Raw genomic sequence first — 25,305 nt, 5'->3', positions numbered from 1 at the left:
AAAAGTGAAAAAGCAACGTCAGGAATAAAATCCCTGCGCTCGTTTATTTTTTAGCGCTGACAATGAAGTCGGCTGTGTTATTTACAGGAAAATATATGAATCTTTCGTTTAGATTTCCCCGTACACGATGTGTATTTCTCAGTTTTCTTTTTGCATTATCTTTTCAGGTTTTTGCAGCTAATCAATCGGAACAGCAGCAGGCCGAAGACCCCGCAGAAATTGCCTTTGCCGCGATGCAGCGCGTGGCCGTTCCCGGTCCGGCGACTGTTCCTCTGGGCAAAAAAGCCACGATTCAATTACCCAAAGATTATGTCTATTTTCCAGCAAAAGAGTCGTCTGTATTTATGACCGAATTGGGAAATTACGTCGATGATGCGAATTTTTATGGTTTAATTTTCCATAAAAATATCGATGGTTTTATTTCTATTGATTATGATGATTCCGGTTACATTAAGGACGATGATGCGAAAGACTGGGACGCCGATGAATTACTCAGCAGCCTGCGCGAAGGGACAAAAGAAGGGAATAAAGATCGTGTGAAAAAAGGCATTCCGGCCATTGAGGTGATTGGCTGGGTGGAAAAACCCAGTTACGATGCCGCCACGCATCGCCTGATTTGGTCTGCCGCCTTAAAAGACATTGGCAGCAATGTGCCTGTGGAAGAGCAAGGTGTGAACTACAATACCTATCTGCTGGGCCGTGAAGGTTACTTCGAATTGAACCTGATTACCGATCGCGGCAGCGTTGAGGTGGCTAAACCCTTGACCAAAACACTGCTCAATGCGGTTAACTTTAACGAAGGCCAGCGTTACAGCGACTATAACGCCAAAACCGATAAACTGGCTGAATATGGTCTGGCGGCGTTGATTGGTGGGATTGCAGCGAAGAAAATTGGTCTGTTAGCCATGATTGGTATCACTCTGCTCAAATTCTGGAAGCTTGCCGCCATCGCGGTGGTTGCTTTCGGCGCCGGGCTGAAACATCTGGTGTTCCGTAAAAAATCTGACGACTAACCCGCCTCTCCCCTGCTGCGCCGGTGTGGCTTTACTGCGCTGGCGCAACATCACGCCATTACATAAAAATTCACCGCATATTTTTAAGATTTATACGATTACCCATAACCGTATGAAAATAAAGAATTTAAAATCAAAGCTACGTTTATGCATTTAGTGTAAACGATTCCACTAATTTATCCCATGTCACACTTTTACCTTCTCTGGTATGCTATCTTCATTACATACCATATGCCTAATGGAGCGAAAAATGAGAGTACTGGTTACGGGTGGTAGCGGTTACATCGGGAGTCATACCTGCGTGCAGTTGCTGCAACAGGGCCACGAGGTCATCATTCTCGACAACCTGTGTAACAGCAAACGCAGCGTCTTACCGGTAATCGAACGTCTGGGCGGGAAAAAAGCCACGTTCGTGGAAGGCGATATTCGCGATGAAGCATTGATGACCACAATCCTGACCGATCACGCCATCGAGGCGGTGATTCACTTCGCGGGACTGAAGGCAGTTGGCGAGTCGGTGCAAAAACCGCTGGAGTATTATGACAATAACGTCAACGGAACACTACGACTGGTTTCCGCCATGCGTGCCGCGAATGTCAAAAACTTCATTTTCAGCTCCTCCGCTACCGTGTATGGCGACCAGCCAAAAATCCCTTACGTTGAAAGCTTCCCAACCGGTACCCCGCAAAGCCCGTACGGCAAAAGCAAACTGATGGTCGAACAAATCCTGACCGACCTGCAAAAAGCACAGCCGGAATGGAGCATTTCGCTGCTGCGTTACTTCAACCCGGTGGGCGCCCATGCCTCTGGCGACATGGGTGAAGATCCGCAAGGCATTCCAAACAATCTGATGCCGTATATCGCCCAGGTTGCGGTTGGCCGCCGCGAATCGCTGGCGATTTTCGGCAACGATTACCCTACGCCTGACGGCACCGGCGTGCGCGACTACATCCACGTGATGGACCTCGCCGACGGTCACGTTGCGGCAATGGAAAAACTGGCGAACAAAGCCGGTGTGCATATCTATAACCTCGGTGCTGGCGTAGGCAGCAGCGTGCTTGACGTGGTGAACGCCTTTAGCAAAGCCTGCGGCAAACCGATTAACTACCATTTCGCTCCCCGTCGTGATGGCGACCTTCCGGCCTACTGGGCCGATGCCTCCAAAGCTGACAAGGATCTGAACTGGCGCGTAACCCGTAATCTCGATGAAATGGCGCAGGACACCTGGCACTGGCAGTCCCGTCATCCTCAGGGATATCCAGACTAAGGATTTCTGATGACGCAATTTAACCCCGTCGATCATCCCCACCGCCGTTATAACCCTTTAACGGGGCAGTGGATTTTAGTTTCACCGCATCGCGCAAAACGCCCCTGGCAAGGGGCGCAAGAGACACCGTCAAAACAGACGCTGCCCGCGCACGATCCGGACTGCTTTTTATGCCCGGGCAACACCCGGGTGACGGGTGACAAAAATCCCGACTACACCAGCACTTACGTTTTTACTAATGACTTCGCCGCGCTGATGACCGACACCCCAGATGCGCCGGAAAGCGACGATCCATTAATGCGTTGCATGAGTGCGCGCGGTACCAGCCGCGTGATCTGCTTCTCGCCGGATCACAGCAAAACGCTGCCAGAATTAACGCTCCCCGCGTTGCAGGAGGTAGTAAAAACCTGGCAGGAACAGACCGCCGAACTGGGTCAACGCTATCCATGGGTACAGGTCTTTGAAAACAAAGGCGCGGCGATGGGCTGCTCCAACCCACATCCGCATGGTCAGGTGTGGGCCAACAGCTTCCTGCCAAATGAAATCGAACGCGAAGATCGTCTGCAACGCGCCTATTTTGCCGAGCAGGGTTCTCCGATGCTGGTCGATTACGTCCAGCGCGAGCTGGCCGACGGCAGCCGTACCGTCGTGGAAACCGAACATTGGCTGGCAGTTGTCCCTTATTGGGCGGCATGGCCGTTCGAAACGCTGCTGCTGCCCAAAACGCATGTCCTGCGCATCACCGACTTATCGGATGCTCAGCGTGACGATTTGGCGCTGGCGCTGAAAAAACTGACCAGCCGCTACGATAATCTGTTCCAGTGCTCCTTCCCCTATTCAATGGGCTGGCACGGCGCGCCGTTTAATGGTGAAGAAAACGCACACTGGCAGTTGCACGCGCACTTCTACCCGCCGCTGCTGCGTTCCGCTACCGTGCGTAAATTTATGGTTGGCTATGAAATGCTGGCAGAAACCCAGCGCGACCTGACGGCAGAACAAGCCGCCGAGCGCCTGCGCGCGGTCAGTGATATTCATTTTCGCGAGTCCGGAGAATAACAATGAGTCTGAAAGAAAGAACACAATCCCTGTTTGCTGAAAAATTTGGCTACCCGGCTACCCACATTATTCAGGCACCAGGCCGCGTTAACCTGATCGGCGAACATACCGACTATAACGACGGTTTTGTGCTGCCCTGCGCCATTGATTACCAGACGGTGATCAGCTGCGCGCCGCGTCAGGATCGTACCGTTCGCGTGATTGCCGCCGATTACGATAACCAGACCGATGAATTCTCCCTCGATGCGCCTATCGTGACACATGACACGCAGCAGTGGTCTAACTATGTACGCGGCGTGGTGAAACATCTGCAAAAACGCAACGCAGACTTCGGCGGCGCGGATCTGGTAATCAGCGGTAATGTGCCGCAGGGCGCGGGCCTCAGCTCTTCCGCCTCGCTGGAAGTCGCCGTCGGCACCGTGTTCCAGCAGCTGTATCATCTGCCGCTGGATGGCGCGCAGATTGCGCTGAACGGTCAGGAAGCCGAGAACCAGTTCGTGGGGTGTAACTGCGGCATCATGGATCAGCTGATTTCCGCGCTGGGTAAAAAAGATCATGCGCTGCTGATCGACTGCCGCACGCTGGGCACCAAAGCGGTCTCTATGCCGAAGGGCGTAGCGGTGGTGATCATTAACAGTAACTTCAAACGCACGCTGGTCGGCAGCGAGTACAACACGCGTCGCGAGCAGTGCGAAACCGGCGCGCGCTTCTTCCAACAACCTGCCCTGCGTGATGTCACGCTGGATCAATTCAACGCGGTTGCCAGCCAGCTTGACCCCATCGTGGCTAAACGCGTACGTCACGTGCTGACCGAAAACGCCCGTACCGTAGAAGCCGCTGAGGCGCTGGAAAAAGGTGACTTGCAACGCATGGGTAAACTGATGGCGGAATCTCACGCCTCTATGCGTGACGACTTTGAAATCACTGTACCGCAAATCGACACGCTGGTTGAGATCGTGAAAGCCACCATTGGCGACAAGGGTGGCGTACGTATGACCGGCGGCGGCTTCGGCGGTTGCATCGTGGCGCTGGTACCGGAAGAACTGGTAGATGCCGTACAGCAGGCCGTGGCTGACCAGTATGAAACCAAAACCGGCATCAAAGAGACATTCTACGTCTGCAAACCTTCACAAGGAGCTGGACAGTGCTAACCGAAACGCCAACCCTGGCCCCCGATGGCCTTCCGTATCGCCTGGTCACTCTGCGTAATGCGCAGGGCGTGGTGGTGACACTCATGGACTGGGGCGCGACGCTGCTCTCCGCACGTATTCCACTGGCGGATGGTTCTATTCGCGAAGCGCTGCTGGGCTGCGCCTCACCGGAACAGTACAGCCAGCAGGCCGCCTACTTTGGCGCATCCATTGGCCGTTACGCCAATCGTATCGCCAAAAGCCGCTTTACGCTGGATGGCAAAACCTATGCGTTGACCCCAAGCCAGGGCGAAAATCAGCTGCACGGCGGCAGCGAAGGGTTTGATAAACGTCGCTGGGCCATCAGCAACCAGAACGACACCCAGGTGTTGTTCACCCTGACGTCCGACGATGGCGACCAGGGTTTTCCGGGCACGCTCAACGCCTCAGCGCGTTATCACCTGACGGACGATAACCGCATCTCTATCGAATATCGCGCAACCGTCGATAAAGCCTGTCCGGTGAATATGACCAACCACGTCTACTTCAACCTCAATGGCGAGCAGAGTGACGTGCGTAGCCACAAACTGCAACTTCTGGCAGATGCCTACCTGCCGGTGGATGAAATGGGGATTCCCCATGACGGCCTGAAAGACGTGACTGGCACCAGCTTCGATTTCCGCCAGCCGAAGGCGATTTCCACCGATTTTCTGGCCGACGGCGATCAGCAGAAAGTAAAAGGTTACGATCACGCTTTTCTGTTACAGGCGAAAGGCGATGCTTCTCAGGTTGTCGCCCGCGTGTGGTCGCAGGATGAGAAATTGCAGATGAAGGTCTTTACCTCAGCCCCTGCCCTGCAATTTTACTCGGGCAACTTCCTCGACGGTACACCGTCTCGCGGCAGCGAACCTTATACCGCATGGCAAGGTCTGGCGCTGGAAAGCGAGTTCCTGCCCGATAGCCCGAACCACCCGGAATGGCCGCAACCTGACTGTGTGCTACGGCCAGGCGAAGAGTATGTCAGTTTGACGGAATATCAGTTTATTGCCGAGTAACGCCCATCGACCGGATGTCCTTCTGACATCCGGTCATTTTTTTTGCGCACTTTGCTGAATTTAGCGTCAATTATCGACAAATTCACAACCCTGCATTCACAACCACCTTACACTCAGCCGCTATTTTCGCTATGGTTATGCATAAGCGTTGCCGTCGAGCCGATCGCGGCAATATAATGAGAATTGTTATCATTCAAATAAAGCTTGAGGAGTGAGAGTATGGCTGTAACTAAGCTGGTACTGGTTCGTCACGGTGAAAGTCAGTGGAACAACGAAAACCGCTTTACGGGTTGGTATGACGTGGACCTGTCAGAGAAAGGCGTTGGCGAAGCGAAAGCGGCCGGTAAACTGCTGAAGGCTGAAGGCTACACCTTCGATTTTGCTTATACCTCCGTGCTGAAACGTGCCATCCATACGCTGTGGAACGTGCTGGACGAGCTGGATCAAGCGTGGCTGCCGGTTGAGAAATCCTGGAAACTGAACGAACGTCATTACGGTGCGCTTCAGGGTCTGAACAAAGCGGAAACCGCAGCAAAATACGGTGACGACCAGGTGAAACAGTGGCGTCGTGGTTTTGCCATCACCCCGCCAGAGCTGACCAAAGATGACGAGCGCTACCCGGGCCACGACCCGCGTTATGCCAAACTGACCGATAAAGAGCTGCCGGTTACCGAAAGCCTGGCGCTGACCATCGATCGCGTCGTGCCGTACTGGAACGAAACCATTCTGCCGCGCATTAAAAGCGGTGAACGCGTGATCATCGCCGCTCACGGTAACTCACTGCGTGCGCTGGTGAAATACCTGGATAACATGGGCGAAGAAGAGATTATCGACCTGAACATCCCAACCGGCGTACCGCTGGTATATGAGTTCGACGAAAACTTCAAGCCTATCAAACATTACTATCTGGGCAATGCTGACGAAATCGCTGCGAAAGCGGCGGCCGTGGCAAACCAGGGTAAAGCGAAGTAATTCGCCACAATCAGGCAGCTACGGCTGCCTGATTACTTTTCTATCACCCCATCCAGAATCACCTGCGCTTTTCCCTGCGAACAACGCTCAATTCGCCCGCGTACGCCGTATACTTCGGCCAGACTTGCTGTGGTGATGACCGTTTCCGGTGCACCGCTGGCAATCAGTTTGCCCTGTTTCAGCATCAGCACCTGCGCCGCATGGCGGAGCGCAATGTTAATATCGTGAACGACAACCAGTGTGACCATCTTACGCATTTGCGTCTGGCGTTGGATCACGTCCATCACGTGAAACTGATAGTTGAGATCGAGGGCACTGAGCGGCTCATCCAGCAGTAAAAGCGAAGGGCGACGGATCAGCGACTGCGCTAGTCCGACCAACTGCTTTTGCCCTCCGGAGAGTTGATCGAGATAGTTCATCGCCAGATGCGAAATCCCTAACGCTTGCAGTAGGCCGATAGCCTGCGTTTGGTCCGGTTCACCACCCGATGCACGTTGGGCGACAATCACTGACTCCAGCACCTGTAAATGCACGCCCTGAGGTAAAGATTGCGGCATAAACACCACGTTATCCGCCCGGCGGGCAAAGGGCAGAGTCAGCAAATTCACGCCATCTAACAGTGCCTCACCGCTGGCGCGGTTGAGCCCGGCCAACGCACGCAGGAGCGTCGATTTTCCACAGCCATTCGGGCCCAGCAAAATCGTCACCTCCCCACGCCTTAGGGTTGCAACATTCAGATTCTCAATGATTTGTCGTTTTGCGTAGCCTGCATTCAGCTCGTGTATCGTTAGCCCGCTCATGACATATTTCCTCTTTGGCGCATCACGATACTTAAAAAGAAAGGCACACCTACCAGCGAAGTAACGATACCGACGGGCAGGATCACACCGGGAATAATATTCTTCGACGCTATTGATGCCAACGACAGCACCAGCCCACCCACCAGCACACTGCCCGGTAAATAAAAACGGTGATCTTCTCCCAGTAACAGACGCGCAATATGCGGCGCAACCAACCCGATAAAGCCAATCGGCCCGACAAACGCTACCGCAAGTGCCGCCAGCAGACTGATGCGCAGTAACGAGCCCAGCCGCAACCGGCGAACGTCTATTCCAAAACTCATCGCTCTCTCTTCACCCAGCCGTAACGCCGTGAGTTGCCATGCGCGACACATCGACCACGGCAAGACAATCGCCACCGCCGTCCCCAATACCGCCAGTTTTTCCCAGGAGGCGCGGGCAAGGCTACCCATTGTCCAGAATACCAGCCCCTGTAACGTATCTTCATCGGCAACGAACTGCATGATGGAAACCAGCGCATTGAAGGTGAAAACCAGTGCAATGCCAAACAGAACCACACCGGAGGTCGGCACGCGTGTCCAGCGGGTCAGGCCGTCAAGTAACAGAGCAGAAAGCAATGCAAAGAGAAACGCATTGGCAGGGATAAACCAACTCTCCGGCACCCCGGGAATGCCGATGCCCAGCACAATCGCCAGCGCCGCACCAAAGGCAGCCGCGGACGATACGCCCAGCGTGAACGGACTTGCCAGCGGATTGTTGAGGATAGTTTGCATCTCTGCGCCCGCCAGCCCCAACCCCATCCCCACTAACAGGGCCATCAGCGCATACGGCAAACGAATATCCCAGACGATAACACGCATACCGGTTGGTGCATCAGCAGGATGAATCAGCGTTTGCAACAGGGAATGAACAGAGAGCCCGGACGGGCCGAGCGTAAAATCGAGCAGCAGCGAGACAATAATGGCGACAAAAATAGCCGCCAGAATCGCCAGACGCTGGCGGAACACCTGCCGGTAGCGGGTCTCCACCGACAGGGGATTTTCCATCACAGACATCATTTTCCTTACCGCACATCAGCGTGGCGGATTGAGCACATCATCCACCTGCGCATCACTCAACGTCAGGCCAAAGAATTGCTGATAGAAATCATGCGTTTCTTTATGCATATCCACATCGGTAAAACGTTCCGGATAGAGTGTTTTCGCCAACCACAGGAACTGTAACGCCTCTTCGCTGGTTTCCCGACACCACCAGAACATCCCTTTTGGGTTAACGTAAACGCGGTGATGGATCACGGCGTCTATGCCTGCCCACTGAGGCGACGTGAGGATAGACTCGGCATCGCGTTTATTCATGACCACAATAACCGCTGGATTGGCGGTGACGATGTTTTCCATCGCCACTTCACCAGAGCGATTCTGCTTCGTGCCACCGAACCAGTTTTCAGCAATATTTTTGCCGCCTGCCAGATCTATCCAGTCCTGATTCAGCGATGGTCTGCCGGTGGTGGTTAGCGGATTTCCCATACTGTGGTAGAGCGATACGCGTTTAGCATCAGGAAGATCCTTCAGACGCCCGGCAACCAACGCCACATTGCGGTCAAAGTAGCGTTGATAGGCCTGCGCTTTTTGTTGTGCATCCGGCCCCAGCACGGCTGCCGTCTGCTGCACGCGATGGGTCAGCGCCGGCATGGAATTTGCTTCGAACGCCAGCACCTGCACGCCCGCCTTTTTTAGCAAATCCTGTTGCGGCACCACCATGTTATGCGGCACAAACAGCATATCGACGCCCAGCGAAATAATTTGTTCCGGGTTAATTTCATGACCACTGTTCACGCTCACTACCGGCACATTTTCAATGCCGGGCAGGCTCTGGCGAAACAGGGGGATTTTTTTGGCAATCATCGAGGTGCCAACAATGTTATCGCCATAACCCAGCATGGCGATAATGGTGTTCTGCGCAGGCCACGGCGAGGCAATACGCACCTCCTTGTGCGTATTTTCTGCGTGCAGGCTGGCCGCCAGAAACAGCGCCAGCGCGGGGAGTAAACGAGAAAGTTTCATTACCTGTCCGTTAGAAATCAAAGGTCACGGAAGCGCGAACTTCACGGCCGCTGCCGATAAACGCGCTCGGGGAGCCGTTATCGCCATCGGTGCCTGACGGGAAGATAGATGCCCAGTAGTGTTTATCAAACACGTTATTCACCACCACGCGGAAGGTCGTTGGCACGTTACTCACTTTGGTGGAGTAACGCGTGCCCAGATCCCAGGTGGTGTAGCTGCTGGCATAAGACGTGTTGGTGTCGTTCGCCGCACGTTTACCCGTGTAGTGAACATTGGCGCTGTAAACCCACTGCGGGATTGACGGCAAGCTGTATTCAGCCAACAGGTTAGCCTGTACTTTCGGCACGCCGACAACTTGTTTGTCCTGGGTGGCAGAGCTGGCGGTATCTTTCAGTTTCGGATCGAGGAAGGTGACGCCACTGTAGATGTTCAGCCCCTGCCATACGTTCCCGGACGCGGTCAGTTCCAGGCCGTTGTTAACCTGATTGCCCTGTTCTTTATAGACATTATCCGTGTCGAGATAGGCAAACGGACGTTCCAGTCGGAACAATGCCGCGCCCAGGTTCATCCCGGCAACGTCAGATTTCAAGCCCACTTCATACTGTTTACTGCGATACGGGTCGAGCGTCTGGCCCGCGTTTTTCACGCTATCGTCTGTTGGTGCAGTCCCGCCCTGCTCCAGCGAATCGGCATAGCTAACGTAAGCCATGGTATTGGGTGTGATTTTGTACATCAGCGCCACGTTCGGGCTTAAACCGTCTTCATCAACCTGGCTGGTTTCATTTCCATGCTTATCGTAGTTTTTGGTCTGTAACCAGCTCTGGCTCAGGTAGAACATCGCTGACCATTGTGGCGTAAAGGTCACGGTGTCACCGAGCGTGATGCTCTGCTGAGTGTTCACGCTGGAACGATAGCGCGGGCCGCCAGTACGAATTTTGCCATCGCCCTGTTCTTCCATGCCGTCCGGGTTGTACATATTGGTGGTGCCCCAGCTGTAGCTGGAGCCCGTACCTTTCGCACTGTACAGCGACCAGACATAGCCGGTGGTGGAGAGCGACAGATCGTGACCAATTGACCCTGTATCAACATGGCCGTTCAGTCCGGCGGTATTGCTCAAGACACGGAATCGCCCGGCAGCGGTAGAATCTTTCATTGAGCGCGAGATATCGCCCTGGCTGTTGAGGATTTTGCTGGAGACACTGCGCATCGCGCGATCCGCCTGCTGCCAGCCGACCCCCGCATTCATTGACCAGTCATCATTAAAGTAGTGGATCAAGCGTGTGCTAATGGTATCGGTCGTCAGGTCGTTACCTGCCGTACTCAGTGCCAGGTTTTTATCTTTTGGATTCGGCGCGGAAGGCAGTTTAACGTTCGGGCCGTAGCTGAAACTACCCGCGTAACCTTTCTGAATAAACTCGTAGTGGCTGGCATCCAGCTGCAATTGCGTACCCGGCTGAATATTCCAGTCGAGCGCAACGGAAACCAGCTTGCGACGCAGCGTGCTGTCATCGACATTTCCCTCACCTTCCTGATCCAGCAGATTCACGCGATAGCCAAAACGCTTTTCATCATCGAAATGACCACCCAGATCAGCATGACCCGTAAATGCGCTGCGGCTTTGGTAACCGAGCGTGACCTTGCGCAGCGTCTCTTCGGTTGGACGTTTCGCCACAAAGTTAAACTGCCCTGCCGGGCTTGCCGGGCCGTACAGCGCCCCCGTCAAACTATTGAGCACATCCATACGTTCCAGCATTTCAACCGGAAACGCGGTCGTCGATACCACGTTCAACCCGTCAAGGCGACTGTTGGCAACCACGCTACCCTGCATTCCCCGACTTTGTGGCCGACCGACATCCATCCCACCGCGCGCCTGCATCTGCGTACTCGGAGAATATTTCAGCATCTCACTGACGCTCTGTGCCTGCTGATTTTCAATCATCTCTTTGGTGACGGTCGTGGAAGAATACGGTGTATCAACCCAGGATTTTGTACCCAGCGGGCCAACATCAATATCATTCGTTTTGAACCCCGCTCCGGCAGCAGAATCAGTTGTATCGACCGCAGTGTTACCGGTGACAACCATTTCATCTTCAGGAGTGGAACTGGACGCGGCATGCGCGTGAAGAGGAGCCAAAGACGCCAGTGCTGGCAGAAGCGCAGCGAGTGTTATTTGAGTTTTCATTTACCATCAGTCGTTATATAAAATGATATATTACGATCGTGATGAACAAATATTTATGATCGAGATCACACTGAAATAGCACAATTAGCTCACTAACCATTCATGGTTATGATATTTCGAGCACAAAAAAACCGGCTCAAGGCCGGTTTCGAGGAGATTTTTTCGGTTAACCGCGACGGGCTTTAACCGCTTCTGCCAGTTGACGCAGGATAGTTTCAGTATCTTCCCAACCAATACAGGCATCGGTAATGCTCTTACCGTAAACCAGCGGCTCGCCGTTGTCCGGGTTCTGATTGCCTTCCACTAAATGGCTTTCAATCATCACGCCAATAATCGCCTGTTCTCCGCCCGCAATTTGCTGGCAGACGTCCGCGCCCACTTCCATCTGTTTTTTGAACTGCTTGCTGGAGTTTGCGTGACTGAAATCGATCATCACCTGAGCGGGAAGGTCGGCTTTTTTCAACGATTCTTTTACGCTGGCCACGTGTGCGGCACTGTAGTTCGGCTCTTTGCCGCCGCGCAGAATGATGTGGCAGTCACCGTTACCGCTGGTGTTAACGATAGCGGAATGCCCCCATTTGGTGACAGAAAGGAAACAGTGTGGCGCACCTGCCGCATTAATGGCGTCAATAGCCACTTTCATGGTGCCATCCGTCCCGTTTTTAAAACCGACCGGACAGGAAAGGCCCGAGGCCAGTTCGCGGTGCACCTGAGATTCGGTCGTACGCGCACCAATTGCACCCCAGCTCATTAAATCGGCCAGGTATTGTGGGGTTATCATATCAAGGAACTCGCCCGCTGCCGGCAGGCCGGTGTCGTTGATATCGAGCAGCAACTTACGCGCGATGCGCAGGCCATCATTGATTTGGTAGCTGTGATCCATGTGCGGATCGTTAATCAGCCCCTTCCAGCCCACCGTGGTACGCGGTTTTTCAAAATAGACGCGCATGACGATTTCGAGCGAATCACTAAGTTCTTCACGCATCGCCAGCAGGCGTGATGCGTACTCTTTCGCCGCGGCTGGATCGTGGATAGAACATGGGCCAATCACCACCAGAAGACGATCGTCGTTGCCTTTCAGGATTTTGTGAATCGCTTTGCGCGCACGGGAAACCGTATTAGCAGCGTTTTCTGTGGCGGGGAATTTCTCAAGGAGTGCGACCGGAGGCAATAACTCGTTGATCTCTTTAATACGTAAATCGTCGTTCTGATAATTCATGTTCGGTCCAGTGTTGCCATACTTATATGATTGAATGCAATCCCCTCAATCTATATCTTTCGTCAGAAAGTGTAAACTGGGTTTTACACCTTGCGCGGAATAATCCTGGAATTAGCCTAAAAAACGCCAGAAAGTAGCGAATAACGAGATCTAACCTACAATTTTTAACTGTAACGACTCTGTTTTATTATTTTTTCGAGATTCTCTACTGGCTTGATTGGTCTGTGGCGACATCTTTAACCATTGCCTGCCACCCTCGTTGGCATAAGTACGTCGGAAGATGCTATCCGGTACTGAATACATAACAGGAGCACCTTATGAAAACGACTAAACTGAGCACACTTCTCCTTACCGCTACGCTCACTCTCGCCAGCGGCGCGGCTCTGGCCGCAGATACGGGCGCGCAAAGTAACAATGGTCAGGCGAATGCCGCTGCTGATGCCGGCCAGGTAGCCCCTGATGCGAAAGAAAATGTTGCACCGAACGGTGTTGATAATAGCAATATCAATACGGGTTCTGGCAGCACAATGCACCATCAACAAGGTTCCGCCACCCATCATGACGGGATGACTAAGGATGAAGTGCATAATAATTCGATGTGCAAAGATGGTCGCTGCCCGGATATCAACAAAAAAGTTGAAAACGGAAATGGCACCAAGAATGATCCCGCGAGTAAAACTGATGGCACCACTCAGTAATGTTTGAAACATGTCGATAACGGGAGAGCTTATGCTCTCCTTTTTTATTTTGTTGGCGTAAAAAAGGTATGATGTCATACAGTTAACAAAAGCATAAAACGGATGACATTATGGCGCACTCACACTCACATGCTTCCCCCCATCTTCCCGAAGACAAAAACGCCCGCCGATTGCTGCTGGCGTTTATCATCACTGCTGGATTTATGGTGGTGGAGACCATCGGTGGGATTATTTCTGGTTCGCTGGCGCTGCTGGCCGATGCCGGACATATGTTGACCGACTCCGCCGCGCTGCTGTTTGCGCTACTGGCCGTCCACTTTGCGCGTCGTCCACCAAATGCCCGTCATACCTTTGGTTGGCTGCGCCTCACCACCCTCGCTGCGTTTGTTAACGCCATCGCACTGGTGGTCATTACCATTCTGATCGTCTGGGAAGCAATCCAGCGCTTCTACCATCCGCAGCCCATCGCTGGGGCAACCATGATGATCATTGCCGTCGCAGGGTTAATTGCCAATATTCTTTCGTTCTGGATCCTCCACCGCGGTAGCGATGAAAAAAACCTGAATGTACGCGCAGCGGCACTGCATGTAATGGGCGATCTACTGGGATCAGTGGGCGCGATTGCAGCAGCGGTGGTGATCATGATGACGGGCTGGACGCCTATCGATCCGATTCTGTCAGTGCTGGTCTCGTGCCTGGTGCTGCGTAGCGCGTGGTCGCTGCTGAAAGAAAGCGTTAATGAACTACTGGAAGGCGCGCCGCGCACTATGGATGTCACGGCGCTGAAACGCGATCTGCGCAGAGCTATTCCCGAAGTCCGCGACGTGCACCACGTTCACGTCTGGCTGGTGGGCGAAAAACCGCTCATGACGCTGCATGTTCAGGTGGTACCGCCGCACGATCATGATGCGCTACTCGACAGTATTCAGCACTTTCTTGAACATCATTATCAGATTGAGCACGCTACCATCCAGATGGAGTATCAGCCCTGTAGCGGCCCGGAATGCCATCTCAACGAGACGACAGCCGGACACGGGCATCATCACCATCATTAATGAGAAAACGCGCGAGAGCCTCGCTCACGCGCGCTGTTCATCCACATTCGACTACCGTTAAGCGCGATAAAGGTCAGGATCAGGTATTCCAGCGACATGGCGTACACGCCCTGAAGGGCAAAAATCACCACGCTGATAAGGTTGATTATCACCCACAGCAGCCAGTTCTCCACGTATTTGCGCGTCATCAGCACCATTGCCACAATCGACAACACCATCATGCAGGAATCCCAGAACGGGAACGCGTCAGGCTGCAGCGTGGGCTGCGTGATGTTCAGGCCAAAGAACTGCATCACGTTCACCGCCACGCGCGTCAGGAAAGCAAACACCGGGTCGATGTAAACCGTCATCAGGCCAATCGCCACCACACAGGCTGCCAGCCAACCGAGCGCTTTCGGCTTCGGTAGCCAGCGGATTTGCAGTTCGGCTTCATGTTGCTGGGTTTGTCGCGACCACGCATACCAGCCATAAATATTTGCCGCAAAGAAGAACAGTTGCAGCAGCAGGCTGGCGTAGAGCTGAATCTGGAAGAAAATAATCGCGAACAGGGTGACGTTAACCAGCCCAAAAAAGTAGTTCACGATTTTTTCCAGGCTTGCCAGCCAGATACACAGTAATCCCGCCACGGTACCGACGGCTTCAATCCAGGAGAGGTCATAACCGCCCGCGCCGATAGGGATGTGCACCAGAATGTTTTGCGTACTAAAGAAATCCATTTTATCTCCAGAGGGTTATCACGTTATCCCCGAAGTGTAGCCGCAAAATCAAGCATGCGGTTCAGTGGCACCAGCGCGCCCTGACGCTGCGTCTCGTCAACGTGAATTTCATGCGCGGCACCGCCCTGCTCCAGCCCTTCAGCAATGGCTTTCAGGCCATTCATTGCCATCCACGGGCAGTGTGCGCAGGTGCGACAGGTGGCCCCTTCCCCCGCCGTCGGCGCCTCCAGCAGTTCTTTTTCTGGTACGGCCTGCTGCATCTTGTAAAAAATACCACGGTCGGTCGCGACGATCAGCTGTGGGTGCGGCAGGGTTTTGGCGGCGTTGATGAGCTGGCTGGTTGAACCTACGGCATCAGCCATATCGACAATCGCTTGTGGTGACTCCGGGTGTACCAGAATAGCCGCCTGGGGATACAACGCTTTCATACGCGCGAGCGCCTGGGTTTTGAATTCATCATGTACGATACAGGCGCCCTTCCAGCACAGCACATCTGCGCCAGTCTGTTTCTGGACATAACTGCCGAGGTGGCGATCCGGCGCCCAGATGATTTTTTCACCCAAACTATCAAGATGCTCAATGAGTTCGACTGCGATACTGGACGTCACCACCCAATCCGCACGCGCTTTTACCGCGGCGGAAGTATTGGCATAGACAACAACGGTGCGATCGGGATGCGCATCGCAGAAGGCGTTAAACTCTTCAATGGGGCAGCCAAGATCAAGCGAACACTCCGCGTGCAGTGTGGGCATGAGAATGGTTTTCTCAGGGCTAAGGATTTTCGCCGTCTCGCCCATAAAACGTACGCCTGCGACCAGTAACGTTGTTGCCGGATGCTTTGCACCAAAGCGCGCCATCTCCAGAGAGTCCGAGATGCATCCCCCTGTCTCTTCGGCCAGTTGCTGAATTTCCGGGTCGGTGTAGTAATGCGCCACCATCACCGCATTGCGTTCTTTCAACAGGCGTTTGATTTTCTCGCGGTAGAACTGTTTTTCATCCACGCTGAGGGCCACCGGTTTCGGCGGGAAGGGGTAAATTGCGGCTTCTGGGTCAAACATCACGCTCATCATGCTGTCTCGTTTTACTAACTTAACGATATTGCCGATAACAGGCGTATAAAACGCATCAATCGGGCACCGGTGTTTTATATGCTAAACAAGATAGCTGAAATGAGGGGAAAAGTCGTGGAGATTTTAGGGAGAGTTTTGTGCGGACGGTGTCGGGTGGCGCTGCGCTTACCCGACCTACAAGGCAATGCGAGGTGTAGGCCTGAAAAGCGAAGCGCCATCAGGCAATTTCCCAAACCGTAGATAGCAAAAAGGCGCCTTTAGGGCGCCTTTTTACATTGGTGGGTCGTGCAGGATGACTCGCTTCGCTCGCCCTTCGGGTCGTCGCCGCAAGCGGCTCCGTTGTTTCGCTTCGCTCAACACCGAACCTGCTGCAGGTTCGAATCGTATAAACCGTAGATAGCAAAAAGGCGCCTTTAGGGCGCCTTTTTACACTGGTGGGTCGTGCAGGATTCGAACCTGCGACCAATTGATTAAAAGTCAACTGCTCTACCAACTGAGCTAACGACCCCTTGCGGGATTTTACTACTTAAATCATTCAGGATGGTGGGTCGTGCAGGATGACTCGACTTCGTCTCGCCCATCGGGCCGTTGCTGACGCAACGTTATCCTTCACGTTCTCTACCAGAAACCACCTTTAAATTGGTGGGTCGTGCAGGATTCGAACCTGCGACCAATTGATTAAAAGTCAACTGCTCTACCAACTGAGCTAACGACCCATTCGGGTGTTGCCTGAAAGATTTTTACTCGGTTACCAATTTAAAATTGGTGGGTCGTGCAGGATTCGAACCTGCGACCAATTGATTAAAAGTCAACTGCTCTACCAACTGAGCTAACGACCCGAGTGGTGGGTGATGACGGGATCGAACCGCCGACCCCCTCCTTGTAAGGGAGGTGCTCTCCCAGCTGAGCTAATCACCCGATACTGCGCTGGATACTACAAACTGCTTCCACCAAAATGATGGTGGGTCGTGCAGGATGACTCGGCTTCGCCTCGCCCTACGGGCCGTTGCTACGCAACGTTATCCTACACGGTTAACATCGTCATTCGATGTTAAAGTGGTGGGTCGTGCAGGATTCGAACCTGCGACCAATTGATTAAAAGTCAACTGCTCTACCAACTGAGCTAACGACCCGGTGGTGGGTGATGACGGGATCGAACCGCCGACCCCCTCCTTGTAAGGGAGGTGCTCTCCCAGCTGAGCTAATCACCCGATACTGCGCTGGATACTGCTTACTAACAGAGTTAGTGGTGGGTCGTGCAGGATTCGAACCTGCGACCAATTGATTAAAAGTCAACTGCTCTACCAACTGAGCTAACGACCCACTTTTACGTTGTTTTCGAGATGTTTAATATCCCGTTGCAACGGCGGCATATATTACTGATTTCAGAATTGAGCGCAACAAATATTTCGACGAAGATCACCCAAGTGCTTATGTTTCATGCGGCATGACCAGAAATAACGCGATTCCTGGTCATGCTTCAGGCATTACATCCCATTAAGGCGTTTCTGAGCCTGTTTAGCCCCATCGGTGCCTGGGTACTTCGCAACCACCTGCTGGTACACTGCCTTCGCCTTAGCAGTATCCCCTTTGTCCTGCATGATCACCCCGACCTTAAACATCGCGTCAGCCGCTTTCGGTGATTTCGGGTAGTTTTTCACCACGGAGGCAAAATAGTACGCCGCATCGTCTTTTTTACCCTTGTTGTAATTCAACTGACCGAGCCAGTAATTGGCATTCGGCTGATACGTTGAATCAGGATATTTTTTGACGAAGTTCTGAAACGCCGCCATTGCGTCGTCCTGGCGAGAGGAATCCTTCACCAGTGCAATCGCTGCGTTGTAGTCCGTATTGGCGTCACCTGTCTGCGCAGGCACGCCAGAGGCCGCTGCGTCGGCTGCCGGTGCTGGCGTTGCCGTCGCGCTGCCGCCCTGCTCACCGGACGCCTGTTGCGTCTGTGCGCCAGCGCCGCCGCTCGTCAGACTGTCCATTTGCAACAGGATCTGCTTCTGGCGCTCAACAATCTGGTTCATCTGGTACTGACTTTCCTGGATTTGGCCACGCAGGGAGTCGATATCAGATTGGTTGTCAGAGAGTTGTTGCTGGAGTTGGGTCAAAAGTTGACTGTGAGCATTAGAAATACGCTCAAGGGAGGTGACACGGTCTTCGACCGAGCCTGAGCCGACACTACTGATTGGCGCCTGAGCATTAGCGGCCCAGGGGGCCGCTATGCCAACCAGTAACGACAGACTCAACATGTGATGTCTGAAGTTACTGCTCATGCAATTCTCTTAGTAAACCAGTACGGCACGACGGTTTTTGGAGTAAGCCGCTTCGTCATGACCCAGTACTGCAGGTTTTTCTTTACCGTAAGAAACGATGGAGATCTGGTCAGCAGAAACGCCTTTACCCTGCAGGTACATTTTAACAGCGTTTGCACGACGTTCGCCCAGGGAGATGTTGTACTCAGGAGTACCACGTTCGTCCGCGTGACCTTCTACGGTGACTTTGTAAGACGGGTTGCTACGCAGGAAGTTAGCGTGCGCATCCAGCATTGCAGCGAAGTCAGAACGGATATCGTATTTGTCCAGATCGAAGTATACGATGTTGTTCTGCTGCAGCTGTTGCATCTGCAGACGAGCCTGCTCTTCGGAGGACATGTTGCCGCTGCCGTTTGCATCCATACCAGTGCCAGCGCCGTTCAGCATGCCGCCTTCGCTGCCATCGTTGCTTGCATTCTTGTTAGAAGAACACGCCGCGATCGCCATTACCGGCAGAGCCAGCATCAGTCCTTTCAGCACTTTGTTCAGTTGCATTTCTTTGATTCCTTTAATAATTCAATTATTTATTATTACAGATACGGCGACCAGGCAGGGAATTTGACCTGTCCATCAGTTGCCGGAAGACGCGCTTTGAAACGCCCATCTGTAGAAACCAGATTCAGCACGGATCCCATCCCCTGAGAAGAGCTGTAGATTACCATAGTGCCGTTAGGTGCCAGACTTGGCGTTTCGTCCAGGAACGTTGACGACAATACTTGTACGCCACCCGCTTCCAGATCTTGTTTGGCAATGTGCTGCTGCCCACCATTGGAGCTAACCATTACCATAAACTTGCCGTCGCTGCTCACGTCTGCATCCTGGTTCTGAGAACCTTCCCAGGTAATACGCTGCGGAGCACCGCCGTTAACATTCACTTTATACACCTGCGGACGACCGGCCTGGTCAGAGGTAAAGGCCAGATTCTGGCTGTCCGGGAACCAGGTTGGTTCGGTGTTGTTGCTACGACCATCGGTTACCTGACGGATCTGGCCAGAGCCGATATCCATCACGTACAGGTTCAGGCTACCGGTTTTAGACAGGGCAAACGCCAGTTTGCTGCCATCCGGAGAGAACGCTGGCGCACCGTTGTGACGCGGGAACGACGCTACCTGACGAACCGCACCGTTGGACAGCGTCTGGATAACCAGCGCAGAACGGCCGCTTTCGAAGGTTACGTAAGCCAGTTTGGAACCATCCGGAGACCATGCCGGAGACATCAACGGCTGTGGTGAACGGTGAACCACGAACTGATTGTAGCCATCATAGTCAGACACGCGCAGTTCATACGGGAACTGACCGCCGTTAGTCTGCACAACGTAGGCGATACGTGTACGGAACGCGCCTTTGATGCTGGTCAGCTTCTCGAACACTTCGTCACTGGCAGTATGGCCCGCATAACGCAACCACTGCTTGTTCACTTTGTAAGAGTTCTGTGCCAGAACGGTACCCGGCGCACCGCCAGTATCGACCAGCTGGTAGGCAACAGTATAGCTGCCATCAGCGTTAGGCGAGACCTGACCGACGACAACCGCATCAATACCCAGCGCAGACCATGCCGCAGGTTGAACTTCCTGCGCGGAGCCTGGCTGCTGCGGCAGCTTGGCTCTGTCTAACGGGTTAAATTTACCGCTGTTACGCAGATCTGCACCGACGATACCGCCGATATCTTCAGGTGCTGCGCCCGGTCCGGCCCACTGGAAGGGAACCACACCAATTGGACGTGCCGAGTCGACCCCTTGGGTGATCTCGATACGTACTTCTGCGTGCAGCACCGCCGCCCACAGCATTAAGAAACCAAATGCTACTCGTAATGCCTGCTTCATCATATCTCCCTTATCTGGACGAAAAGCCCACGATAATTTAGCAGAATGTTAACAAACTCAAATACACAAAACTACCAAAACCCTGCGACCGCACTGCCTTTATTTTCCCCATTTGCATGGGGAAAATATAACTTAAGGTTTGAAGTCCAGTGGTGCATTTTTGAACGTTTCCCAGACAGCCTGTGAAGGCGGTTTGGGGAATTTGGTCATCCGACTGGTTGCTGACAGCATCTGCTGACAAAACGCCGGATCGCCGCCTTCCTGTTTAACGGTCAATACAGTTCCATCCTGCGCCAGGTTTACACGTAGCGTACAGGTTTTACCTTTGTAGGTATCCCAGTCATAGAGATGCCCACGGATCGCGGCCTGAACCTGTGCGATATAGGACGCGATTTCTGCCTGAGACGCACCACCCTGCCCCGGCTTATTACCTTTAGCAGGAGATGAGCCCCCAGCGGTACCACTGGTGTTACCTTTCGGCGCATTCTTACCTGAGCTGAGATCGCCCAGCAGGTCGTCAACGCCGGAAGCGGCAGCGGCTTTATCTGCTGCTGCTTTCTTCGCCGCAGCCGCTTTGTCGGCAGCTGCTTTATCCGCTGCGGCTTTCTTCGCTGCAGCGGCTTTATCGGCAGCCGCTTTTTCTGCTGCTGCTTTCTTATCAGCAGCCGCTTTCTCAGCCGCAGCTTTCTTGTCTGCTGCCGCTTTCTCGGCGGCGGCAGCTTTTTCCGCTGCTGCTTTTTCAGCGGCAGCGGCTTTCTTATCAGCCTCAGCTTGCGCTTTCTTCGCAGCCTCGGCTTCGGCTTTTTTCGCCGCTTCAGCTGCCGCTTTCGCCGCTTCTGCTTCGGCTACTTTTTTCGCGGCGGCCGCCGCTTTGGCCGCTTCCGCTTCTGCCGCTTTCTTCGCAGCAGCAGCGGCTTTTTTGGCCGCTTCCGCTTCAGCTTGTTTCTGTGCGTCAGCTGCTGCTTTGGCCGCATCGGCTTGCGCTTTCTTCGCGGCATCAGCTGCCGCTTTCGCGGCTTCTTCAGCCTGTTTCTGCGCGTCAGCTTCGGCTTTCTTCGCCGCTTCGGCGGCTTCTTTTGCAGCCTCTTTCACCTGAGCGTCTGCTTTTTCTTTCGCTTCAGCCGCTGCTTTTTCGGCAGCTTCTTTGGCTTCTTTTTCTTTTTGCTGCTGCGCTTTCTTCGCGGCGTTATCGGCCTGCTGTTTAGCGCTGGATTGCTTCTGCGCCTGGTAATTTTCAACCACGGCGCCGGGGTCGACCATCACGGCGTCGATAGACGAACCGCCTCCGCCACCGGCCGCAGCATCCATGTGCTCATCGAACGAACTCCAGATGAGTGCTGCAAACAGGATAACGTGCAGCACTGCTGAAATAATTATCGCTCGTTTAAGCTTGTCGTTTTGTTCGGTTGCCTTTGACACTCTCGGTTCCCAAAAACTGCTCGCCCGTCAGCCTGTAAGCGTTGCCAATATGCATGCAACGCATACAGACCACACGCAAAGGTTAGATCGGTTGGGTCATTAACCCGACAGATTTAACACCGGCGCTGTGTAACAGGTTTAGCGCTTTAATTATTTCATCGTAAGGCACGTTTTTCGCGCCCCCAATTAAGAAGACCGTTTTCGGATTGGCCTGCAGGCGGCTTCTCGCTTCAGCGATAACCTGCTCTGGCGGCAGTTGATCGGAGCGATCCTTTTCAACCACTACGCTGTACTGCCCAATACCCGAAACTTCAATGATCACCGGCGGATCATCGTTGCTGCTAACGGCCTGCGATTCGGTTGCATCCGGCAGATCAACCTCCACGCTCTGTGTGATGATCGGCGCCGTCGCCATAAAGATCAGCAACAGCACCAACAACACATCCAGCAGCGGAACGATGTTAATTTCGGACTTCAGTTCGCGACGTCCGCGTCCACGTGCTCTGGCCATGGCTTACCCCTTGTTGCTCTCGCTAACGGTAAACGCCTGACGGTGCAGAATGGCGGTGAACTCTTCCATAAAGTTGTCGTAGTTCAGCTCCAGTTTGTTGACGCGCTGGTTCAGACGGTTGTAAGCCATAACCGCAGGGATGGCGGCAAACAGACCAATAGCCGTGGCGATCAACGCTTCTGCGATACCCGGCGCAACCATTTGCAGCGTCGCCTGTTTCACCGCGCCCAGCGCGATAAAGGCGTGCATGATCCCCCAAACGGTACCGAACAGACCGATATACGGGCTGATGGAACCGACGGTGCCGAGGAACGGAATATGCGTTTCCAGCGTTTCCAGTTCGCGGTTCATGGAGATACGCATCGCACGCGACGCCCCTTCAACCACGGCTTCCGGCGCATGACTGTTTGCACGGTGCAGACGGGCAAACTCTTTGAACCCGCTGTAGAAGATTTGTTCCGAACCGGCCAGACTATCGCGGCGTCCCTGACTCTCCTGATAAAGGCGAGAAAGTTCGATTCCAGACCAGAATTTATCCTCAAACGTTTCAGCTTCACGCGCTGCCGCGTTAAGAATACGGGTCCGCTGGATGATGATGGCCCAGGATGCGATTGAAAAACCAATCAAAATCAACATGATAAGTTTAACCAGAAGGCTCGCCTTCAGGAACAAATCAAGGATATTCATGTCAGTCACTGCTTAAACTCCGCGACAATAGACTTGGGAAGCGCACGAGGCTTCATGATGAGTGGATCAACACAGACAATCAGTACTTCAGCTTCGTTCAGCACTTTATTCTCAGCGTTGACAATCCGCTGCGTGAACACGAGTGACGTGCCGCGCATTGATGTAATTTCCGTCTGGACTTCGAGCATATCGTCGAGCCTTGCCGGCGCAAAATACTCCAGCGTCATTTTACGCACCACAAACGCGACGCGCTCTTCCAGCAACACTTGTTGGCTGAAATGATGATGACGCAGCATCTCTGTGCGTGCTCTCTCATAGAAAGCGACATAGCTGGCGTGATAAACCACACCACCGGCGTCGGTATCTTCATAATAGACCCGAACCGGCCATCGAAATATATACTTATTCATTCGTACTGCCTCTTCGTTGGCTGCATCCCTCACCCCGCTCACTTACTGGTGTAAGCTCCCGGGGATTCGCGGATTTGCCGCCTCGATGCAGCATGAATGACGTGGTATATAGCGTTGTATTCACTTTACATCCCGGTAATGCAAAAAATTTTGAGCTTTTGAACTTCGCTACTATACGCGCGGTAATCGTGGTTTGGAATGGGGAGAGGTAAACGGAGAGTAAATTTTTATGGGCTATTGCAAGCCCATAAATATTTGCGGATGTTTCCTGGTTACAGGAAGAAAAAAATCAGACCTGCAAGAAGGACTAAATCGGCGATAAGCGGGCAGAAAATCCCTTGCCAGTGGAGCGCGCGAGGGCGGAAACCCACGCCATGAATGACGCCTGCACAAACAGCCCACATCAGCAGAAAACCGTGCCAGATTTCAAGCTCGCTGGTCTTCGCCGCGAAACGCGTCGGGTCCCAGAAGATGCAACCTGCCAGCAGCAGGGCCATAACAAGGGAAAGCGCCCTCAGGGGGCGCTTATCCATTATCGCGTACAGCGTTGCGATAATTTTCATCACTATTTTTCTTCACCTGCTTTGGTCGCTTCGACGTGTTCCAGCGCCAGTGCAGTGATTATCCCAAAGGCACAGGCAAGAAGCGTTCCTAAAATCCATGCGAAATACCACATTTTAAGCTCCTTACTTAGTACAGAGAGTGGGTGTTGCGTTCAATGTCTTCTTTGGTGATACGACCGAACATTTTCCAGTAACACCAGGTGGTGTACAGCAGAATGATAGGTACGAATACCGCAGCGACATAAGTCATCACGCTCAGCGTCAGCTGGCTGGACGTTGCATCCCACATAGTCAGGCTCGCGTTAAACATCGTGCTGGACGGCATGATGAACGGGAACATGGCGATACCGGCGGTCAGGATAATGCACGCCAGCGTCAGTGAGGAGAACAGGAACGCCCATGCGCCTTTATCCAGACGGGTCATCAGGATAGTCAGCAGCGGAAGCACCACACCCAGTACCGGAATCGCCCACAGCGCCGGCATGTTGTTAAAGTTGGTCATCCACGCGCCCGCTTCATGTGCGACTTCTTTGGTCAGCGGGTTAGAGGCTGCGGTGTGATCCATTACCGATTTCACCACATAGCCGTCGATGCCGTAGTAGACCCAAACGCCTGCCAGTGCGAAGCACACCAGCGTCACCAGTGCCGCCACCTGAGAGGTGGTACGGGTACGCAGATGCAGTTCACCCACCGTACGCATTTGCAGGTAGGTTGCGCCCTGGGTCAGGATCATCCCTACGCTCACCACACCTGCCAGCAGACCAAACGGGTTCAGCAGCTGGAAGAAGTTACCGGTGTAGTAAAGACGCAGATACTCATCAACATGGAACGGTACGCCCTGCAGCAGGTTACCGAACGCCACGCCAATCACCAGCGGTGGAACGAAGCTACCCACAAAGATGCCCCAGTCCCACATGTTGCGCCAGCGGGTGTCTTCAATTTTCGAACGGTAGTCAAAGCCCACCGGACGGAAGAATAAAGACGCCAGCACCAGAATCATCGCGACATAGAAGCCGGAGAACGCGGCGGCGTACACCATCGGCCAGGCAGCAAACAGCGCACCGCCGGCCGTGATGAGCCATACCTGGTTTCCGTCCCAGTGTGGCGCGATGGAGTTGATCATGATTCGACGCTCGGTGTCATTACGACCGAGGAAACGGGTGAGCATGCCCACCCCCATGTCGAAGCCGTCAGCGACTGCGAAACCAATCAGCAAGATGCCAATTAGCAGCCACCAGATAAAACGCAATACTTCATAATCGATCATTTGACGAC

25 protein-coding genes, 7 tRNA genes and 1 other RNA gene are annotated in these 25,305 nt (G+C 53.4%); 8 read left to right on the top strand and 25 right to left on the bottom strand.

Translation table 11 applies throughout. The annotated features are described in order from the left end of the window. The first annotated feature begins 95 nt into the window (after window positions 1-95). From F0Q32_RS19935 to gpmA, 6 genes are all read left to right on the top strand, one after another. Entirely contained in the window at window positions 96-1,013 is a 918-nt protein-coding gene (locus F0Q32_RS19935) for a DUF2167 domain-containing protein (RefSeq protein ID WP_149464453.1), read from the top strand. Window positions 1,014-1,263: 250 nt separating this feature from the next. After that, window positions 1,264-2,280 (top strand): UDP-glucose 4-epimerase GalE, encoded by a 1,017-nt coding sequence (galE, locus tag F0Q32_RS19930; protein ID WP_149464452.1) that lies wholly within the window; start codon window positions 1,264-1,266, stop codon window positions 2,278-2,280. Between the two features lie 9 nt (window positions 2,281-2,289). Next, complete coding sequence (gene galT, locus F0Q32_RS19925; RefSeq protein ID WP_149464451.1) at window positions 2,290-3,336, top strand: galactose-1-phosphate uridylyltransferase; 1,047 nt, start codon at window positions 2,290-2,292, stop codon at window positions 3,334-3,336. A 2-nt stretch (window positions 3,337-3,338) separates the two neighbouring features. Then, window positions 3,339-4,487 carry a galactokinase gene (gene galK / locus F0Q32_RS19920; protein ID WP_149464450.1) on the top strand — a complete coding sequence of 383 codons (1,149 nt, stop codon included), beginning with the start codon at window positions 3,339-3,341 and terminating at the stop codon, window positions 4,485-4,487. Continuing rightward, a complete protein-coding gene (gene galM / locus F0Q32_RS19915; protein ID WP_149464449.1) occupies window positions 4,481-5,521 on the top strand; it encodes a galactose-1-epimerase in 1,041 nt (346 codons plus the stop codon). The genes galK and galM overlap by 7 nt, the downstream gene beginning before the upstream one ends. Before the next feature lie 219 nt (window positions 5,522-5,740). Further along, window positions 5,741-6,493, top strand: coding sequence for a 2,3-diphosphoglycerate-dependent phosphoglycerate mutase (gene gpmA, locus F0Q32_RS19910; protein WP_015965286.1), 753 nt, complete (start codon window positions 5,741-5,743; stop codon window positions 6,491-6,493). A 32-nt stretch (window positions 6,494-6,525) separates the two neighbouring features. On the opposite strand, the gene F0Q32_RS19905 is transcribed toward gpmA, so the two are convergent. From F0Q32_RS19905 to aroG, 5 genes are all read right to left on the bottom strand, one after another. After that, on the bottom strand, window positions 6,526-7,293 hold the full coding sequence (locus F0Q32_RS19905; protein WP_149464448.1) for an ABC transporter ATP-binding protein: 768 nt from the start codon (window positions 7,291-7,293) through the stop codon (window positions 6,526-6,528). Next, window positions 7,290-8,348: an iron ABC transporter permease gene (locus F0Q32_RS19900; protein ID WP_149464559.1), complete on the bottom strand. Its 1,059-nt coding sequence runs from the start codon at window positions 8,346-8,348 to the stop codon at window positions 7,290-7,292. The genes F0Q32_RS19905 and F0Q32_RS19900 overlap by 4 nt, the downstream gene beginning before the upstream one ends. Window positions 8,349-8,366: 18 nt before the next feature. Further along, entirely contained in the window at window positions 8,367-9,356 is a 990-nt protein-coding gene (locus F0Q32_RS19895; RefSeq protein WP_149464447.1) for an ABC transporter substrate-binding protein, read from the bottom strand. Between the two features lie 10 nt (window positions 9,357-9,366). Further along, a complete protein-coding gene (locus F0Q32_RS19890; RefSeq protein ID WP_149464446.1) occupies window positions 9,367-11,538 on the bottom strand; it encodes a TonB-dependent siderophore receptor in 2,172 nt (723 codons plus the stop codon). A 166-nt stretch (window positions 11,539-11,704) separates the two neighbouring features. Next, window positions 11,705-12,757, bottom strand: a complete 1,053-nt coding sequence (aroG, locus tag F0Q32_RS19885) for a 3-deoxy-7-phosphoheptulonate synthase AroG (RefSeq protein ID WP_149464445.1) — start codon at window positions 12,755-12,757, stop codon at window positions 11,705-11,707. Window positions 12,758-13,074: 317 nt separating this feature from the next. Here aroG and F0Q32_RS19880 point away from each other — a divergent pair, with 317 nt between their 5' ends. Then, entirely contained in the window at window positions 13,075-13,455 is a 381-nt protein-coding gene (locus tag F0Q32_RS19880) for a YbgS-like family protein (protein WP_149464444.1), read from the top strand. Between the two features lie 110 nt (window positions 13,456-13,565). Beyond that, window positions 13,566-14,510 carry a CDF family zinc transporter ZitB gene (gene zitB / locus F0Q32_RS19875; RefSeq protein WP_149464443.1) on the top strand — a complete coding sequence of 315 codons (945 nt, stop codon included), beginning with the start codon at window positions 13,566-13,568 and terminating at the stop codon, window positions 14,508-14,510. Here the strand turns inward: zitB and pnuC are convergent. The 20 genes from pnuC to cydB all read right to left on the bottom strand — a co-directional run bounded on the left by pnuC (window position 14,507) and on the right by cydB (window position 25,297). Next, complete coding sequence (gene pnuC / locus F0Q32_RS19870) at window positions 14,507-15,226, bottom strand: nicotinamide riboside transporter PnuC (RefSeq protein WP_149464442.1); 720 nt, start codon at window positions 15,224-15,226, stop codon at window positions 14,507-14,509. The genes zitB and pnuC overlap by 4 nt on opposite strands. Before the next feature lie 23 nt (window positions 15,227-15,249). Beyond that, window positions 15,250-16,293, bottom strand: coding sequence for a quinolinate synthase NadA (nadA, locus tag F0Q32_RS19865; RefSeq protein ID WP_015965295.1), 1,044 nt, complete (start codon window positions 16,291-16,293; stop codon window positions 15,250-15,252). Window positions 16,294-16,572: 279 nt separating this feature from the next. Next, a non-coding RNA gene (locus tag F0Q32_RS19860) (RtT sRNA) lies at window positions 16,573-16,699 on the bottom strand. A gap of 29 nt (window positions 16,700-16,728) precedes the next feature. Beyond that, window positions 16,729-16,804 (bottom strand) — tRNA-Lys (locus F0Q32_RS19855). A gap of 132 nt (window positions 16,805-16,936) precedes the next feature. Beyond that, window positions 16,937-17,012: transfer RNA gene (locus F0Q32_RS19850), tRNA-Lys, on the bottom strand. Between the two features lie 47 nt (window positions 17,013-17,059). Continuing rightward, window positions 17,060-17,135, bottom strand: a tRNA-Lys gene (locus F0Q32_RS19845). 3 nt (window positions 17,136-17,138) lie between these two features. Beyond that, window positions 17,139-17,214 (bottom strand) — tRNA-Val (locus F0Q32_RS19840). Window positions 17,215-17,353: 139 nt separating this feature from the next. Continuing rightward, window positions 17,354-17,429 (bottom strand) — tRNA-Lys (locus F0Q32_RS19835). A 2-nt stretch (window positions 17,430-17,431) separates the two neighbouring features. Then, window positions 17,432-17,507, bottom strand: a tRNA-Val gene (locus tag F0Q32_RS19830). 36 nt (window positions 17,508-17,543) lie between these two features. Then, a tRNA-Lys gene (locus tag F0Q32_RS19825) sits at window positions 17,544-17,619 on the bottom strand. Between the two features lie 164 nt (window positions 17,620-17,783). Next, on the bottom strand, window positions 17,784-18,578 hold the full coding sequence (gene cpoB / locus F0Q32_RS19820; RefSeq protein WP_149464441.1) for a cell division protein CpoB: 795 nt from the start codon (window positions 18,576-18,578) through the stop codon (window positions 17,784-17,786). A gap of 9 nt (window positions 18,579-18,587) precedes the next feature. After that, window positions 18,588-19,112, bottom strand: coding sequence for a peptidoglycan-associated lipoprotein Pal (pal, locus tag F0Q32_RS19815; RefSeq protein ID WP_015965297.1), 525 nt, complete (start codon window positions 19,110-19,112; stop codon window positions 18,588-18,590). Window positions 19,113-19,147: 35 nt separating this feature from the next. Further along, window positions 19,148-20,440, bottom strand: a complete 1,293-nt coding sequence (tolB, locus tag F0Q32_RS19810) for a Tol-Pal system beta propeller repeat protein TolB (protein ID WP_149464440.1) — start codon at window positions 20,438-20,440, stop codon at window positions 19,148-19,150. A 132-nt stretch (window positions 20,441-20,572) separates the two neighbouring features. Beyond that, window positions 20,573-21,859, bottom strand: coding sequence for a cell envelope integrity protein TolA (gene tolA / locus F0Q32_RS19805; RefSeq protein ID WP_149464439.1), 1,287 nt, complete (start codon window positions 21,857-21,859; stop codon window positions 20,573-20,575). Window positions 21,860-21,941: 82 nt separating this feature from the next. Beyond that, the gene (gene tolR / locus F0Q32_RS19800) at window positions 21,942-22,370 is read right to left on the bottom strand and encodes a colicin uptake protein TolR (RefSeq protein WP_149464438.1); all 429 of its coding nucleotides are present in this window, start codon (window positions 22,368-22,370) and stop codon (window positions 21,942-21,944) included. A 3-nt stretch (window positions 22,371-22,373) separates the two neighbouring features. Further along, window positions 22,374-23,066, bottom strand: a complete 693-nt coding sequence (tolQ, locus tag F0Q32_RS19795) for a Tol-Pal system protein TolQ (RefSeq protein WP_015965301.1) — start codon at window positions 23,064-23,066, stop codon at window positions 22,374-22,376. Further along, on the bottom strand, window positions 23,063-23,467 hold the full coding sequence (gene ybgC, locus F0Q32_RS19790) for a tol-pal system-associated acyl-CoA thioesterase (RefSeq protein WP_015965302.1): 405 nt from the start codon (window positions 23,465-23,467) through the stop codon (window positions 23,063-23,065). Before ybgC ends, tolQ begins: the two co-directional genes overlap by 4 nt. Before the next feature lie 272 nt (window positions 23,468-23,739). Further along, entirely contained in the window at window positions 23,740-24,030 is a 291-nt protein-coding gene (gene ybgE / locus F0Q32_RS19785; protein ID WP_108473870.1) for a cyd operon protein YbgE, read from the bottom strand. 2 nt (window positions 24,031-24,032) lie between these two features. Next, window positions 24,033-24,143: a cytochrome bd-I oxidase subunit CydX gene (cydX, locus tag F0Q32_RS19780; protein WP_015965304.1), complete on the bottom strand. Its 111-nt coding sequence runs from the start codon at window positions 24,141-24,143 to the stop codon at window positions 24,033-24,035. 14 nt (window positions 24,144-24,157) lie between these two features. Further along, window positions 24,158-25,297 (bottom strand): cytochrome d ubiquinol oxidase subunit II, encoded by a 1,140-nt coding sequence (cydB, locus tag F0Q32_RS19775; protein ID WP_149464437.1) that lies wholly within the window; start codon window positions 25,295-25,297, stop codon window positions 24,158-24,160. Window positions 25,298-25,305 lie beyond the last annotated feature (8 nt).

Origin of the sequence: Pseudocitrobacter sp. 73 (genome assembly GCF_008369545.1) — a bacterium.
Classification (GTDB): Bacteria; Pseudomonadota; Gammaproteobacteria; order Enterobacterales; family Enterobacteriaceae; genus Pseudocitrobacter; species Pseudocitrobacter vendiensis.
This window is presented reverse-complemented; position numbering and strand designations above follow the sequence as displayed.

Bases quoted from the DNA above. Each gene is read 5' to 3' on its own strand.
- F0Q32_RS19935 (WP_149464453.1), top strand. From the start codon at position 96: ATGAATCTTTCGTTTAGATTTCCCCGTACACGATGTGTATTTCTCAGT.
- galE (WP_149464452.1), top strand. From the start codon at position 1,264: ATGAGAGTACTGGTTACGGGTGGTAGCGGTTACATCGGGAGTCATACC.
- galT (WP_149464451.1), top strand. From the start codon at position 2,290: ATGACGCAATTTAACCCCGTCGATCATCCCCACCGCCGTTATAACCCT.
- galK (WP_149464450.1), top strand. From the start codon at position 3,339: ATGAGTCTGAAAGAAAGAACACAATCCCTGTTTGCTGAAAAATTTGGC.
- gpmA (WP_015965286.1), top strand. From the start codon at position 5,741: ATGGCTGTAACTAAGCTGGTACTGGTTCGTCACGGTGAAAGTCAGTGG.
- F0Q32_RS19905 (WP_149464448.1), bottom strand. From the start codon at position 7,293: ATGAGCGGGCTAACGATACACGAGCTGAATGCAGGCTACGCAAAACGA.
- F0Q32_RS19900 (WP_149464559.1), bottom strand. From the start codon at position 8,348: ATGTCTGTGATGGAAAATCCCCTGTCGGTGGAGACCCGCTACCGGCAG.
- F0Q32_RS19895 (WP_149464447.1), bottom strand. From the start codon at position 9,356: ATGAAACTTTCTCGTTTACTCCCCGCGCTGGCGCTGTTTCTGGCGGCC.
- F0Q32_RS19890 (WP_149464446.1), bottom strand. From the start codon at position 11,538: ATGAAAACTCAAATAACACTCGCTGCGCTTCTGCCAGCACTGGCGTCT.
- aroG (WP_149464445.1), bottom strand. From the start codon at position 12,757: ATGAATTATCAGAACGACGATTTACGTATTAAAGAGATCAACGAGTTA.
- F0Q32_RS19880 (WP_149464444.1), top strand. From the start codon at position 13,075: ATGAAAACGACTAAACTGAGCACACTTCTCCTTACCGCTACGCTCACT.
- zitB (WP_149464443.1), top strand. From the start codon at position 13,566: ATGGCGCACTCACACTCACATGCTTCCCCCCATCTTCCCGAAGACAAA.
- pnuC (WP_149464442.1), bottom strand. From the start codon at position 15,226: ATGGATTTCTTTAGTACGCAAAACATTCTGGTGCACATCCCTATCGGC.
- nadA (WP_015965295.1), bottom strand. From the start codon at position 16,293: ATGAGCGTGATGTTTGACCCAGAAGCCGCAATTTACCCCTTCCCGCCG.
- cpoB (WP_149464441.1), bottom strand. From the start codon at position 18,578: ATGAGCAGTAACTTCAGACATCACATGTTGAGTCTGTCGTTACTGGTT.
- pal (WP_015965297.1), bottom strand. From the start codon at position 19,112: ATGCAACTGAACAAAGTGCTGAAAGGACTGATGCTGGCTCTGCCGGTA.
- tolB (WP_149464440.1), bottom strand. From the start codon at position 20,440: ATGAAGCAGGCATTACGAGTAGCATTTGGTTTCTTAATGCTGTGGGCG.
- tolR (WP_149464438.1), bottom strand. From the start codon at position 22,370: ATGGCCAGAGCACGTGGACGCGGACGTCGCGAACTGAAGTCCGAAATT.
- ybgC (WP_015965302.1), bottom strand. From the start codon at position 23,467: ATGAATAAGTATATATTTCGATGGCCGGTTCGGGTCTATTATGAAGAT.
- ybgE (WP_108473870.1), bottom strand. From the start codon at position 24,030: ATGAAAATTATCGCAACGCTGTACGCGATAATGGATAAGCGCCCCCTG.
- cydX (WP_015965304.1), bottom strand. From the start codon at position 24,143: ATGTGGTATTTCGCATGGATTTTAGGAACGCTTCTTGCCTGTGCCTTT.
- cydB (WP_149464437.1), bottom strand. From the start codon at position 25,297: ATGATCGATTATGAAGTATTGCGTTTTATCTGGTGGCTGCTAATTGGC.